This is a genomic window from Rhodococcus sp. JG-3 (assembly GCF_000482405.1).
Taxonomy (GTDB): Bacteria; Actinomycetota; Actinomycetes; order Mycobacteriales; family Mycobacteriaceae; genus Rhodococcoides; species Rhodococcoides fascians.
Genome location: NZ_KI519398.1, coordinates 5,034,003 through 5,046,471 on the forward strand (window position 1 = coordinate 5,034,003; position 12,469 = coordinate 5,046,471).

At 64.4% G+C, this 12,469-nt stretch carries 13 protein-coding genes; 7 read left to right on the forward strand and 6 right to left on the reverse strand.

The features are described from left to right. From K414_RS27985 to K414_RS0125170, 3 genes are all read left to right on the forward strand, one after another. Entirely contained in the window at positions 1–780 is a 780-nt protein-coding gene (locus K414_RS27985) for an iron-sulfur cluster assembly protein (protein ID WP_051365282.1), read from the forward strand. 5 nt (positions 781–785) lie between these two features. Then, complete coding sequence (locus K414_RS0125165; protein ID WP_027498442.1) at positions 786–1,811, forward strand: NAD(P)-dependent alcohol dehydrogenase; 1,026 nt, start codon at positions 786–788, stop codon at positions 1,809–1,811. A gap of 61 nt (positions 1,812–1,872) precedes the next feature. Beyond that, positions 1,873–2,196, forward strand: coding sequence for a putative quinol monooxygenase (locus K414_RS0125170; RefSeq protein WP_027498443.1), 324 nt, complete (start codon positions 1,873–1,875; stop codon positions 2,194–2,196). Here the strand turns inward: K414_RS0125170 and K414_RS0125175 are convergent, their stop codons facing one another. Together K414_RS0125175 and K414_RS0125180 are read right to left on the reverse strand one after the other, a co-directional pair. Then, complete coding sequence (locus K414_RS0125175; RefSeq protein ID WP_027498444.1) at positions 2,197–3,099, reverse strand: alpha/beta hydrolase; 903 nt, start codon at positions 3,097–3,099, stop codon at positions 2,197–2,199. A 30-nt stretch (positions 3,100–3,129) separates the two neighbouring features. After that, positions 3,130–3,918 carry an RsiV family protein gene (locus tag K414_RS0125180; RefSeq protein ID WP_027498445.1) on the reverse strand — a complete coding sequence of 263 codons (789 nt, stop codon included), beginning with the start codon at positions 3,916–3,918 and terminating at the stop codon, positions 3,130–3,132. A gap of 92 nt (positions 3,919–4,010) precedes the next feature. Here K414_RS0125180 and K414_RS0125185 point away from each other — a divergent pair, with 92 nt between their 5' ends. Then, positions 4,011–4,364, forward strand: coding sequence for a VOC family protein (locus tag K414_RS0125185; RefSeq protein WP_027498446.1), 354 nt, complete (start codon positions 4,011–4,013; stop codon positions 4,362–4,364). A gap of 66 nt (positions 4,365–4,430) precedes the next feature. Here the strand turns inward: K414_RS0125185 and groL are convergent, their stop codons facing one another. Then, a complete protein-coding gene (groL, locus tag K414_RS0125190) occupies positions 4,431–6,056 on the reverse strand; it encodes a chaperonin GroEL (RefSeq protein ID WP_008713461.1) in 1,626 nt (541 codons plus the stop codon). A 406-nt stretch (positions 6,057–6,462) separates the two neighbouring features. Between groL and K414_RS0125195 the strand changes: the two genes are divergently transcribed. After that, a complete protein-coding gene (locus K414_RS0125195; RefSeq protein ID WP_027498447.1) occupies positions 6,463–7,944 on the forward strand; it encodes an amino acid permease in 1,482 nt (493 codons plus the stop codon). 65 nt (positions 7,945–8,009) lie between these two features. Here K414_RS0125195 and K414_RS0125200 read toward each other — a convergent pair whose 3' ends face one another. Next, positions 8,010–8,927, reverse strand: coding sequence for a serine/threonine-protein kinase (locus K414_RS0125200; protein WP_027498448.1), 918 nt, complete (start codon positions 8,925–8,927; stop codon positions 8,010–8,012). A 289-nt stretch (positions 8,928–9,216) separates the two neighbouring features. On the opposite strand from K414_RS0125200, the gene K414_RS0125205 reads away from it, so the two are divergent. Further along, positions 9,217–11,079 carry a BCCT family transporter gene (locus tag K414_RS0125205; RefSeq protein WP_027498449.1) on the forward strand — a complete coding sequence of 621 codons (1,863 nt, stop codon included), beginning with the start codon at positions 9,217–9,219 and terminating at the stop codon, positions 11,077–11,079. 49 nt (positions 11,080–11,128) lie between these two features. Here K414_RS0125205 and K414_RS0125210 read toward each other — a convergent pair whose 3' ends face one another. After that, positions 11,129–11,458, reverse strand: a complete 330-nt coding sequence (locus K414_RS0125210) for a helix-turn-helix domain-containing protein (protein ID WP_027498450.1) — start codon at positions 11,456–11,458, stop codon at positions 11,129–11,131. A 79-nt stretch (positions 11,459–11,537) separates the two neighbouring features. Here K414_RS0125210 and K414_RS0125215 point away from each other — a divergent pair, with 79 nt between their 5' ends. Then, positions 11,538–11,885 carry a DoxX family protein gene (locus K414_RS0125215; RefSeq protein WP_027498451.1) on the forward strand — a complete coding sequence of 116 codons (348 nt, stop codon included), beginning with the start codon at positions 11,538–11,540 and terminating at the stop codon, positions 11,883–11,885. Here the strand turns inward: K414_RS0125215 and K414_RS0125220 are convergent. Then, complete coding sequence (locus K414_RS0125220) at positions 11,865–12,467, reverse strand: DJ-1/PfpI family protein (RefSeq protein WP_027498452.1); 603 nt, start codon at positions 12,465–12,467, stop codon at positions 11,865–11,867. The two genes, K414_RS0125215 and K414_RS0125220, sit on opposite strands and share 21 nt — an antisense overlap. Positions 12,468–12,469: the final 2 nt, after the last annotated feature.

The window sequence follows — 12,469 nt, forward strand, 5'->3', positions numbered from 1 at the left end:
GTGACGACTGCTGTGACCACCAGGAAGGACGAGGCGTACACCGCCCTCGGAGTCGTCCTGGATCCCGAATTGGACGAGCCCATCACCGATCTCGGCTTCGTCCGGTCGCTCGACGTCGACGAGGGCACCGTCCACGTTCATCTGCGGTTGCCCACCTCGTTCTGCTCACCGAATTTCGCGTATCTGATGGCGGGAGACTCCAAGGACGTGCTGACGGCGTTGCCGTGGACCGAGCACGTTCTCGTCGAACTCGACGATCACCACGACTCGGACAAGATCAATGCCGGCCTCGCCGCCGACGCCGGCTACCGCGGCACCTTCGGACACGAGGCCGAGGAGGATCTCGACGAACTACGCGCGACGTTCCGTCGCAAGGCGTACGTGGCGGCGATGGAACGGTCGCTCATGGCGTGGTTGCGCGCCAATCCCGACTCGACCGAGAACGACTTGGCCGCAGTGGTGCTCGGAGATCTACCGGATGATCGCACCTCGACCGCGCTGCTTCGCCGACGCGAGGCTCTCGGCCTGCGGACCGATCCGGCCGCACCGGCACTAGTAGATCATGCGGGTCGCCCGCACACCGGCGACCTGACGATGGTGATGCGACGCGCCCGCGCCACCCGCGTCTCGATCGACGGTAATGCGCACTTCTGCCGCGGATTGCTGCAGACCCGCTACCCCGGCGCAGAGGAACAGCAAGTCCCCCGCGAAGAGGGCGCGTTCGTTCCTCTCACCACTCTCACTGTCCCCCTCCGCACTACACAGGAGCATGTTTCATGAGTTCGATGCGCGCCGTCCAGGTCGTCGGATATCACAAGAATCTGGAGATGACCGAGGTTCCGATTCCGGAAGTACAGGGCCCACTCGACGTCATCGTCAGGATCGGCGGTGCCGGCGTGTGCCGTACCGATCTGCACATTCTCGAAGGCCAGTGGGCCGAGAAGTCCGGCGTCACACTGCCTTACACGATCGGCCATGAGAACGCCGGGTGGGTCCACGCCGTCGGCTCGGCCGTCACCAACGTCCGCGAGGGCGACAAGGTGATTCTGCATCCACTCGTCACGTGCGGGTTGTGTCGGGCGTGCCGCTCGGGCGACGACGTCCACTGCGAGACGAGCGATTTCCCGGGTATCGACACCAACGGTGGATACGCCGATTACCTACGGACCAATGCGCGAACCGTCGTCAAGATCGACGATTCGCTCGAACCGTCGGCGGTCGCTGCGCTCGCCGACGCCGGCCTGACGGCCTATCACGCGGCCGCGAAGGCGGCCCGGCGTCTGACTCCACGCGACAAGTGCGTCGTCATCGGAGCAGGTGGCCTCGGCCACATCGGCATTCAGGTACTCGAGGCACTGTCGCCCGCCGAGCTGATCGTCATCGACCGCAATGCCGACGCCGTGAAACTCGCGCTCACCTTGGGGGCCGATCACGCGGTGGTCGCCGACGGCAGTCAGGTCGACCAGGTCATGGAACTCACCGGCGGCTTCGGAGCCGAGGTGGTACTCGACTTCGTCGGCGAGAACGGTTCCACTGCAGAGGGATTGGCGATGACCAGACGGGCCGGCGACTATCACGTCATCGGGTACGGCGAGAACGTCGACGTGCCGACCATCGACCTGGTGTCGGCGGAGAAGAACATCGTCGGCAATCTCGTCGGGTCCTACAACGACCTGTGCGACTTGATGTCACTCGCCGCCCGTGGTGCCGTGAACCTGCACACGCAGACCTACGCACTGGACGACTTCCAGAGTGCCATCGACGACCTCGACAACGGACGGGTTCGCGGTCGCGCGATTCTCGTACCGTGAAATCGGGTAGTACCCCCCAGCACCACACCGACTACGGTCACATCGAACACAGGGAGCAACGTTGATCTTCATCACCGCCAAGTTCAAGGTCAAGCCCGAGCACGCCGACAACTGGCCCGAGATCTCACGCGATTTCACCGAAGCCTGCCAGGCCGAGGAGGGGTGCCTCTGGTACTTCTGGTCGCGCACCCTCGACGACCCCACCGAGTACGTCCTCGTGGAGGCGTTCAAGGACCCGGATGCCGGTGCTACGCACGTGAATTCGGATCACTTCAAGCAGGCCCAGAAGGATCTCCCGCCGTACCTGCAGGAGACACCGAAGATCATCAGCCAGGAAGTCGACGGCACCGACTGGAACGAACTGGGCGAGCTCGCGGTCGACTAGCTAGTCCCTTTCGCGATCCCGGACCACCTGGCCCAGCGTCATGATGGCGTCGGCGAACTGCCCGGGTAGTTCCTGAGGCGGGTTGTGGCCGCAATCGACCTGACGAACATCGATCAGGTCGGTGAAGTGCGCCGCGTGGTCCGGGCGGCCGTACAACGAGGCGACGGTGTCCTCGGTCGGATCGATCACGACCGTGGGCACCGTGATCCTCGGCTGCTGAGTCAGCAACTCCTGCGTTGCTGTGTAGGCGGCGTCCCCACCCTCGAGACCGTATCGGTGCCGGTAGGAATGCACGGATACGTCCACGAAGTCGGGGTTGTCGAACGAGGTTGCGGTGGCAGCGAATTCGGAGTCGCCGAACCGCCAGGTCGGCGACCAATCCGTCCACAGTGTCTGCGCGATCTCCGCGCGGTAGGCCGCGAGCCCGGCGCGGCCCCGGTCGGAGTGCAGGTAGTACTGGTACCAGTACCGCTTCTCGAGGTGCGGCAGCACGGGCGTGGATACTGCCGCGGCGATGTCCTGCACCAGATATCCGGAGACACTCACCAGACCCGACACCAGCTCCGGCCACAGCGCGGCGACGACGCACGCTGCTCGCCCACCCCAGTCGTAGCCGGCGACGATGGGTCGGTCCAGTGCCAGCGCGAGGATCAGCTCACGAAGGTCGTGGCCGATCGCAGCCTGTTCACCCGAGCGCATCGTGTCGGCGTCGACGAACCGGGTGGGTCCGAAGCCGCGCAGGTAGGGCACCACCACGTCGTAGCCGGATTCGGCAAGCAGCCTGGCGACGTCGTCGTAACTGCGCGGGTCGTACGGAAAACCGTGCAACAGCACCACCGAGCGGCCCGCCGGATCACCGAAGCGGTCGAACGACACATCCAGCACCCCTGCGCGAATCATCATCGGTCCATGTTCGCATTGTCGCGCCGGAGGTCAGCTGCCCAGCACGTCTTGCATGCCGGGAGCGAGGACGTCCGAGAGGTCGGACCACGGGACGGTGATCGTGATGAGGCCGATGCCGTAGGAACCCACCTGGTAGTCACCGAAGTGAATGTTCACACCTTCCGGCGATGCCGTCCAGTTCGCGAAGTTGGCCTCCGTCGGCTCGATGCCCGAGCGCTCGAAACTATCGCCTGCGCGGGTGGTCGGAAGAATCTCCGCTGCTCGTTCGGACAGCCGGGCCAGGCCTGTGTCGAGATCGGTGAAGGCATCGTCGAGGGAGATCGGCTGCGCGGTGTCGACGTCGATGGTCACGGTCGCAAGCAGTGAATTACCGTGCGCTCCGGGCGGTACGGCGATCCAATCGGTGATCTGTTCGGCACTGATCACGCGCCGCCCGACATAGGTCGTACCCGTCGAGTAGCCGTCGCTGAGGGCGAAGTCGTTCCCGTAATCGCGGTCGATCTGATCCTGCAACGCCGCGCGCATCGACTCGTTGAATTCGGCTGTCACGGCCGGATTGCCGCCGCTCAGCTGTGGAATCGCGACGTCGTAGGTCGCACGCGCTGTCGATCCCGTGACCCGGGTGCTGCCGACAACGTACGGCTCGGCGGCACTCGAAGTAGTGGTTGGCGTTGTAGACGTCGGCTCGGCGCGCTCGGTGGTGGCGGTGACATCGGTTGTGGTCGGTGCAGATACGGGCGTGGCAGTCCCCGAGGTGGAGCAGCCTGCGAGGGCCGCTGCCAGAGCGAGTGCGACCGTCATCGAGCGGATTCGCGTCATGCCCCACACTAACCACCGAACAGCCGACAACTCCGCTGCTAGCGTCGAACCTCCCGGGTCTCCGACCGGCCCACGTTCGGAAAGGGAGTTCGATGAAAACAATGAGCATCATCACCAACCTGCGGGTTCCGGACGTCGACGAGGCCAAATCGTTCTACACCGAGTTCCTCGGTCTGAAATCCGAGGAGTTCGATATGGGGTGGGTCGCGCGGCTGTCGTCACCCGACCGCCCGGTCAGCGTTCAGCTGGTGACGAGCGATCGGAGCGCACCCGAGGATTCGGTAATGTCGGTGCACACCGACGATGTCGATGGCGCGTACGCCGAAGCGCAGAAACTGGGCTACGAGATCGTGCACCCATTGACGACCGAGCCGTGGGGTGTGCGCCGCTTCTTCGTTCGCGCTCCCGACGGCAACGTCGTCAACATCGCGTATCACCGGGACTGACTACAGCACACGAAAAAGCCCGACCCCCTCGAAAGGGAGTCGGGCTTTTTCAGCGAGGGGCTGGACTCAGAAGTCCATGCCGCCCATGCCACCGGTCGGATCGCCAGCGGGCGCTCCGGCCTTCTCGGGCTTGTCGGCGACGACGGCCTCGGTGGTGAGGAACAGAGCCGCGATGGACGCTGCGTTCTGCAGTGCCGAGCGGGTGACCTTGACCGGGTCGTTGATGCCTGCAGCGAGCAGGTCCTCGTACTCGTTGGTCGCGGCGTTGAGGCCGTGACCTGCGGGCAGGTTGGAGACCTTGTCCGCAACGACGCCGGGCTCGAGGCCTGCGTTGAATGCGATCTGCTTGAGCGGGGCGGACAGTGCGACGCGAACGATGTTCACGCCGGTTGCCTCGTCACCGTCGAGCTTGAGGTTGTCGAGTGCGGGCGCTGCCTGGAGCAGTGCCACGCCGCCACCGGCGACGATGCCTTCTTCGACGGCTGCCTTGGCGTTACGCACGGCATCTTCGATGCGGTGCTTGCGCTCCTTGAGCTCGACCTCGGTTGCCGCTCCGGCCTTGATGACTGCAACGCCACCGGCCAGCTTGGCCAGGCGCTCCTGCAGCTTCTCGCGGTCGTAGTCGGAATCGGAGTTCTCGATCTCGGCGCGGATCTGGTTGACGCGACCGGCGATGGCGTCGGAATCTCCCGAGCCTTCGACGATGGTGGTCTCGTCCTTGGTGATGACGACCTTGCGTGCCTGTCCGAGCAGCTCGAGTCCGGCGGTCTCCAGGGAGAGGCCGACCTCTTCGCTGATGACCTCGCCGCCCGTGAGGATGGCGATGTCGGCGAGCTGAGCCTTGCGGCGGTCACCGAATCCGGGAGCCTTGACGGCGACGGACTTGAAGGTGCCACGGATCTTGTTCACCACGAGGGTGGAGAGAGCTTCGCCCTCGACGTCCTCGGCGATGATGACGAGCGGCTTGCCGGACTGGATGACCTTCTCCAGCAGCGGCAGCAGGTCCTTGACGGTGCTGATCTTGGAGCTGACGAGCAGGATGTACGCGTCTTCGAGGACGGCTTCCTGACGCTCTGCGTCGGTGGCGAAGTACGCCGAGATGTAGCCCTTGTCGAAGCGCATGCCCTCGGTGAGCTCGAGCTGCAGGCCGAAGGTGTTGGACTCCTCGACCGTGATGACGCCTTCCTTGCCGACCTTGTCCATTGCCTCGGCGATGAGCTCGCCGATGGACGGGTCGCCTGCGGAGATGCCAGCGGTAGCAGCGATCTGCTCCTTGGTGTCGATCTCCTTGGCGGACGCGAGCAGCGACTCGGTGACGGCTGCAACAGCCTTCTCGATGCCGCGCTTGAGGCCGAGCGGGTTCGCGCCGGCTGCGACGTTGCGCAGGCCTTCACGGACGAGTGCCTGAGCGAGAACGGTAGCGGTGGTGGTGCCGTCGCCTGCGACGTCGTCGGTCTTCTTGGCGACCTCCTTGACGAGCTCGGCACCGATCTTCTCGTAGGGATCTTCGAGCTCGATCTCCTTGGCGATGGAAACACCATCGTTGGTGATCGTGGGAGCTCCCCACTTCTTCTCGAGTACGACGTTGCGACCCTTGGGGCCCAACGTCACCTTTACTGCGTCGGCGAGGGCATTGAGGCCTCGCTCGAGGCCACGGCGTGCCTCTTCGTCGAACGCGATGATCTTGGCCATTGCGAAGTGATCCTCCGGATTGGGGGTGACACATTGCTGGCCGAGCTCGGTGCCCGCGACGGACGACCAGGGGTGTCGTTGATTCCCCGGCCTCACCGTGTCCCGACCTGGCACTCACGTGTCGAGAGTGCCAACTGCATTTCTAGCACTCGCCCATGGTGAGTGCAAGGTCGTCCGCCGCCGGCGAACCGCCGCACCCCCCATGCTCGACGCCACCGCGGGACGCAGGTGCCGAGCAGATGCTCGGCCGAGCCGGTATCCGTCACACACTGTTCACACCTGTACGCATTGTTAACATCCGAATACTGTGCATCGGACCCGTGACGCTAATACCGTTGAGCGACAACGGTTTCGACACCCGAAAAATTCGGACAAACCCCCGCAAAAGCGACAGTGAGGATCGAATATGTCCGATACGGTCGACACGTCGTACGACAACTCGGCGATGGACCACGAGGAAGAGGGCTACCACAAGGGCCTCAAACCTCGACAGTTGCAGATGATCGCGATCGGTGGCGCAATCGGCACCGGCCTGTTCCTCGGCGCAGGCGGACGCCTCGCCAGTGCCGGGCCTGGCCTGTTCCTCGCCTACGCCCTCTGTGGAATTTTCGTCTTCTTCATTCTCCGCGCCCTCGGCGAATTGGTGTTGCACCGCCCGTCGTCGGGCAGCTTCGTCTCGTACGCTCGCGAGTTCTTCGGCGAGAAGGCCGCATTCGTCGCCGGGTGGATGTACTTCCTCAACTGGGCGATGACGGCCATCGTCGACGTCACGGCCATCGCGACCTACATGCATTACTGGGGAAGTTTCGAGGTGATTCCGCAGTGGGCCATCGCGCTGGTCGCACTGGTTCTGGTGATGAGCCTGAACCTGGTGTCGGTCAAGTGGTTCGGTGAAATGGAGTTCTGGGCGGCCATGATCAAGGTCATCGCGCTGGTGACCTTCTTGATCGTCGGCATCGTCTTCTTGGCCGGCCGCATCCCCGTCGGTTCCGAGATGCCCGGAATCAGCTTGATCACCGACAACGGCGGCCTGTTCCCGTCCGGCGCGTGGCCCCTGGTCATCGTCATCTCGGGTGTCGTGTTCGCTTATGCCGCAGTGGAACTGGTGGGTACCGCGGCCGGTGAGACCGAGAACCCGGAGAAGATCATGCCGCGGGCGATCAACTCGGTCATCGCCCGTATCGCACTGTTCTACGTCGGCTCGCTGGTACTGCTCGCACTACTGTTGCCGTACACCGCATATCAGGCCGGTACCTCGCCGTTCGTGACGTTCTTCTCGAGCATCGGCCTCGGTGGCGCGGGCACCATCATGAACATCGTGGTGCTCACCGCGGCGCTGTCCAGCCTCAACGCCGGTCTCTACTCGACCGGCCGAATTCTGCGGTCGATGGCGATGAACGGCAGCGCACCGGAATTCACCAAGAAGATGACCAAGGGCGGAGTACCGTTCGGCGGCATTCTGCTGACCTGCTTCATCACGTTGTTCGGTGTCGCCCTCAACGCCATCGCCCCCGGCGAAGCGTTCGAGATCGTGCTGAACATGTCCGCACTGGGCATCATCGCCAGCTGGGCGACCATCGTGCTGTGCCAGATTCAGCTGTACCGCTGGTCCAAGAAGGGCATCCTGAAGCGGCCCAAGTTCCGACTGTTCGGTGCGCCGTACACGAGCTACGCGACGCTGGTGTTCCTGTTCGGCGTGCTGGTCCTGATGGCCTTCGATGCCCCGATCGGCTCGTGGACCATCGCGACCCTCGTCGTCATCATCCCCGCACTGATCGGCGGCTGGTTCCTGGTGCGCACCAAGGTGCTCTCGGTGGCCGAAGAACGAATGGGCTACACCGGCCAGTACCCGGTGGTGGCCAACCGTCCGACCGAACCGGAGGAGTGACCCTTCCCAACCCCCTCTCGAGCCTGGGCCCCGCATCGACCCGATGCGGGGCCCTGCTCATGGATTCAAGAAAACCTGAGCCATCGCGAGCGGGTGAACGGTGAGCGTCGCGCCGGCGGCTCCGGCACTCCGGCAGAAACAGCAGCGGCGACGGCATCGGCAAGCTCCACACAGGTCTGGAATCGATCCGCCGGGTCCTTGGCCAACGCGCGTGCGACCACCGCGTCGAGCCCCCGCGGCAGTGACCGGCGGCGCCGCGTCACCGCGGGCGGGTCGGCCGACAGATGGGCTGCCGTGATCGCGAGCGGCGTGGCCAACGGGTACGGCGTTCGCCCGGTCAGCAACTCGACCAGCGTCGCGCCCAATGCGTAGACGTCGGTCTGCGCGCTCAGCACTCCCCCGCGAAGCAGTTCCGGTGCCGCGTAGTGGATGGACGCCAGTACCGTTCCGCCGACGACCAGCGGCGTCGAGTCGTCGACCAGACGCGCAATTCCCCAGTCGGACAACAACACCTGCTCATACCCGTCCACTCGCTCGGTGGAGATGAGGATGTTCGACGGCTTGACGTCGCGGTGCAGGACGCCGTTCGAGTGGGCGTAGTCGAGGCCCTTGGCCACCTCGGCGACGATGCGTGCCACGCGGGAGACGTCGAGAGCGATCTGACCGCGAGCGACCAACCGTGCCGCGCTGTACCCGTCGACGTAGTGCATCGACATCCACAACTGGCCCTCGAATTCACCGTGTTCGTGCACCGACACGATGTTCGGATGCACCAGCAGCTCGGCCACCGTGGCCTCGGTCCGAAATTTGGTGCGCAGTCGCGGCGAGCGCGAGGCGTCGTGGTCGAGGATCTTCAGAGCTTCGAGCCGATCGTGTCCCCGGCCGAGTACGAGGTACACCTCACTCATGCCGCCGACCCCGAGGCGACGCTGCACCTGGAAGCCGGCGAACTCCGCACCCGGCTGCAGCTGGCCGGGCGTCATGGAATCACCTGCTGCGCAGCCTCACTCACAGCCCACAGGCTCACGAGAGGGACGATCGGACGAGGCCGCAGCATCGACAGAACTGTAGTCCGTTCGGGTGCTCGCGGCGACTCGGCAGACTTTCGACGCGGGCCTGTCTCCCCAGCTCACCGGCTCGGTCACGTTTCGCCGCCCGCGCCGACGTCGTTTATGGTGATTACCGGTACTTGACCAAAACAAGGGAAAAAGAACGGCATACCGATAGTGGTCAGCCGATCACCTCGACTCGAGTTGTAAGGAAGTCAAGTAAGTGAAAGCAGTAAAGGAAGCGTGGGGCGGCCTGCTCAAGCCGGTTTTCGTCCCCGCATCTATCGTCATTTTTGTGATGATCACCTTCTCGGTGATCTATGCCGGCACTGCCGCCGACGCGTTCGACAAGCTCAACAACGCCATCACCAGTGGCGTCGGCTGGTGGTACATCCTGGCCACCACCGGTTTTGTGGTGTTCGCGCTGTACTGCGGCCTCAGTAGGGTCGGCAACATTCGCCTGGGCCGCGACGACGAGAAGCCGGAGTTCGGCGTCCTGTCCTGGTTCGCGATGCTCTTCAGCGCCGGCATGGGTATCGGCCTGGTGTTCTACGGCGTCGCCGAACCTCTCTCGCACTACGTCACGCCACCCGAAGCCGGGGGCATTCCCGGCAGCACCGACCCGGCCGCCCGTCAGGCGATGGAGCTGACCCTGTTCCACTGGGGTCTGCACGCCTGGGCGATCTACGTCGTGGTCGGACTCGGGCTGGCCTACATGACGTACCGCAAAGGACGCCCACTGTCCGTGCGCTGGTTGCTCGAGCCGCTGCTGGGACGCAAGCGCATCGAGGGCGGCATCGGCCATGCGATCGACTCCGTCGCCATCATCGGCACGTTGTTCGGTGTGGCCACCTCGCTCGGATTCGGTGTGCAGCAGATTTCGGCCGGTCTCGAGTACCTGGGTTGGGTCGACACCAACAACTGGGTGACGGTCCTCATCATCGCCGGCGTCACCGGCCTCGCCACGTTCTCTGTCGTATCCGGCGTCTCACGAGGGCTCAAATGGCTCTCGAACATCAACATGGGAATGGCCGCGGCGCTGGCCGTCTTCGTTCTGATCGCTGGACCGAGCCTGTTCCTCATGCAGTCCTGGGTGCAGAACCTCGGCGGCTACGTCCAGGCGTTGCCCGAGTTGATGCTGCGCACGTCGCCCTTCTCCGACGATGGCTGGGCCGGTGCCTGGACCATCTTCTACTGGGGCTGGTGGATGAGCTGGGCACCGTTCGTCGGCATGTTCATCGCCCGCATCTCACGCGGCCGTACCATCCGCGAATTCGTGTTCGGAGTGCTGCTGGCACCGACCATCATCGGTTCGCTGTGGTTCACGATCTTCGGTGATGCCGGCATTCTGCGTCAGCGGGACAACGGTGACCTGCTGGTCGACGGTGCCGTCGACACCAACACGAGTCTGTTTCAGCTGCTCGACACGTTGCCGTTGGCTACGATCAGTAGCGTGCTGGCGATCTTCGTCATCGTGTTCTTCTTCGTGACCTCCTCCGATTCCGGCTCGTTGGTCATCGACATCCTCTCCACCGGCGGTGACCTCGAGCCCCCGAAGATCACCCGCGTGTACTGGTCGATTCTCGAAGGCGTGGCAGCAACGGTGCTGCTCCTGATCGGCGGGACAGGATCGTTGACGGCCCTGCAGACGATGTCGATAGCCACGGCAGTACCGTTCTCGATCATCCTTGTGCTCGCATGCATATCGATGCTCAAGGCCTTCCGCTACGACGTCGCCACCACCCCGCGGTACTTGCGCGTCACCGCGACACCCGATGTGGGGCAGGACGAGCCTCAGGCGGCACCGGTGTCACCGGCGGCACGCAAGCGAGTGAGTGCCGGGATTTCGTCGACGTTCTCCGGCCTGGCGCCGTCTCGGGAAGGGGTGACGCCGCCGCGCACGGACGGCAGCGTCGTACTGGCGGTGCACGAGGTGCCCACCGAACAACTCGAGATTCACCCCGAGACGGGTGCGGTCGAGTACTCCGGTGACAACGCACCGGTCGATCCCCTGGGCGGCGAAGTGTTCGACACCCAGGAGTTCGCAGATTCGGCCGAAGGCCAGAACGTCAAGAACGGCGACTGAACACCTTCTCACCCACCGATCTCTGGCCCTCGCGACACGTTCGCGGGGGTCAGAGGTTTTTCGAAGCCCAGTCGGTCAGTGCTTGCAGGGACGGCAGCAGCGCCGCTCCGGACTGCGTCAGGCTGTACTGCACCGAGAGCGGCGGTCCATGGTCCACTGTTCGCTGGACCAGGCCGGCTTTGCCCAGCTCCCCGAGCCGTTCGGACAGGACCGAATCGCTGATGCCACCGACGGCCCGGCGTAGGTCCGCGAATCCCATCGACCCGTTCATCAGGGTGGCCAGCAGAATTCCGTTCCATCGCTTGCCGAGGAAGCCGAACGCTTTGGTCAGAGCTCCGTCGCAGGCACGAGGTTCGTGAGTGGGTTCGTTCGCGGGCATGACCCCACCGTACCGAAGTGCTACTGTCTGCCTTGCCACTTCTGTTTCACTAGTGGCCTCAGAAATGAAAGCAGGGTTCATGTTCATCGCAACAGTCGTCGTGTCGGTGCTGCTGGCCGTGGCACTCACGTTCTCCGCCGTCGGGAAGCTGACGCGCAACCCCTCCGTCGTCCCGATGCTCGAGCAGGTGGGCGTGCCCGCCGACAAGATTCCGTGGTTGGCCTACGCGGAGATCCTCGGTGCCATCGGCCTGCTCGTCGGCCTGTTCGCATGGCCGATCGGGGTCGCGGCAGCCATCGGCGTCATCGCGTACTTCGTCGGAGCAGTCGTCGCGCACCTGCGCGTCAAGGACAAGGAATTCGGGCCGGCGGCAGGCCTGGCCGTGTTCGCCGTCGTTGCCCTGGTCCTACGGGTGCTCAGCGCCTGACCAGTCGTAGTCCATCTGGCCCGCGGTGGCGAGAGCCTGATCGGCGCTCGTCCACCGCGCGACCAGATGCAGCGCAAGGTCCAGGCCTGCACTGATACCGGCCGACGTCGCCAGATCACCGTGGTCGATGTATCGAACTCCCTCGTGCACGGCCAGCGCGGGCCAGCGCGTGCGCAACAGGTCGAGGTCCTCCCAGTGCGTGGTGACCGGACGCGAATCGAGCAGGCCCGCCGCGGCGAGAACGAAAGCACCGGTGCACACCGATGCAACAACTTCTGCGGTGGGTCGAAGTCGCTGCAGCCACTGAAGCACCCGGCCGTCCGCTTCGACCGCGTCGACGACACCGCCGGGAACCAGGACGAGGTCGTAGGTCCGTGGATCGTCGATCGTAGTGTCGACGCCGATCCTCATCCCACCTCGCGCGCGTACCGCTGCGTCGTCGAGCCCGACGAGCGTCACGTCGAAAGGCACCGCGCTACCGGCACGTTGGGCCACCCGATTGGCCACCGAGAACACCTCGAACGGCCCGCAGGCATCGAGCACCTCGACGTCGTCGAACAACAGAATCGCAATACTTCTCATTT

What these genes read in the sequence shown, in the direction of transcription:
- K414_RS0125215 (WP_027498451.1), top strand. Translation starts at nt 11,538, where the DNA reads ATGTTCATCGCAACAGTCGTCGTGTCGGTGCTGCTGGCCGTGGCACTC.
- K414_RS0125180 (WP_027498445.1), bottom strand. Translation starts at nt 3,918, where the DNA reads ATGACGCGAATCCGCTCGATGACGGTCGCACTCGCTCTGGCAGCGGCC.
- K414_RS0125175 (WP_027498444.1), bottom strand. Translation starts at nt 3,099, where the DNA reads ATGATGATTCGCGCAGGGGTGCTGGATGTGTCGTTCGACCGCTTCGGT.
- groL (WP_008713461.1), bottom strand. Translation starts at nt 6,056, where the DNA reads ATGGCCAAGATCATCGCGTTCGACGAAGAGGCACGCCGTGGCCTCGAG.
- K414_RS0125165 (WP_027498442.1), top strand. Translation starts at nt 786, where the DNA reads ATGCGCGCCGTCCAGGTCGTCGGATATCACAAGAATCTGGAGATGACC.
- K414_RS0125210 (WP_027498450.1), bottom strand. Translation starts at nt 11,458, where the DNA reads ATGCCCGCGAACGAACCCACTCACGAACCTCGTGCCTGCGACGGAGCT.
- K414_RS0125185 (WP_027498446.1), top strand. Translation starts at nt 4,011, where the DNA reads ATGAAAACAATGAGCATCATCACCAACCTGCGGGTTCCGGACGTCGAC.
- K414_RS0125220 (WP_027498452.1), bottom strand. Translation starts at nt 12,467, where the DNA reads ATGAGAAGTATTGCGATTCTGTTGTTCGACGACGTCGAGGTGCTCGAT.
- K414_RS0125200 (WP_027498448.1), bottom strand. Translation starts at nt 8,927, where the DNA reads ATGACGCCCGGCCAGCTGCAGCCGGGTGCGGAGTTCGCCGGCTTCCAG.
- K414_RS0125195 (WP_027498447.1), top strand. Translation starts at nt 6,463, where the DNA reads ATGTCCGATACGGTCGACACGTCGTACGACAACTCGGCGATGGACCAC.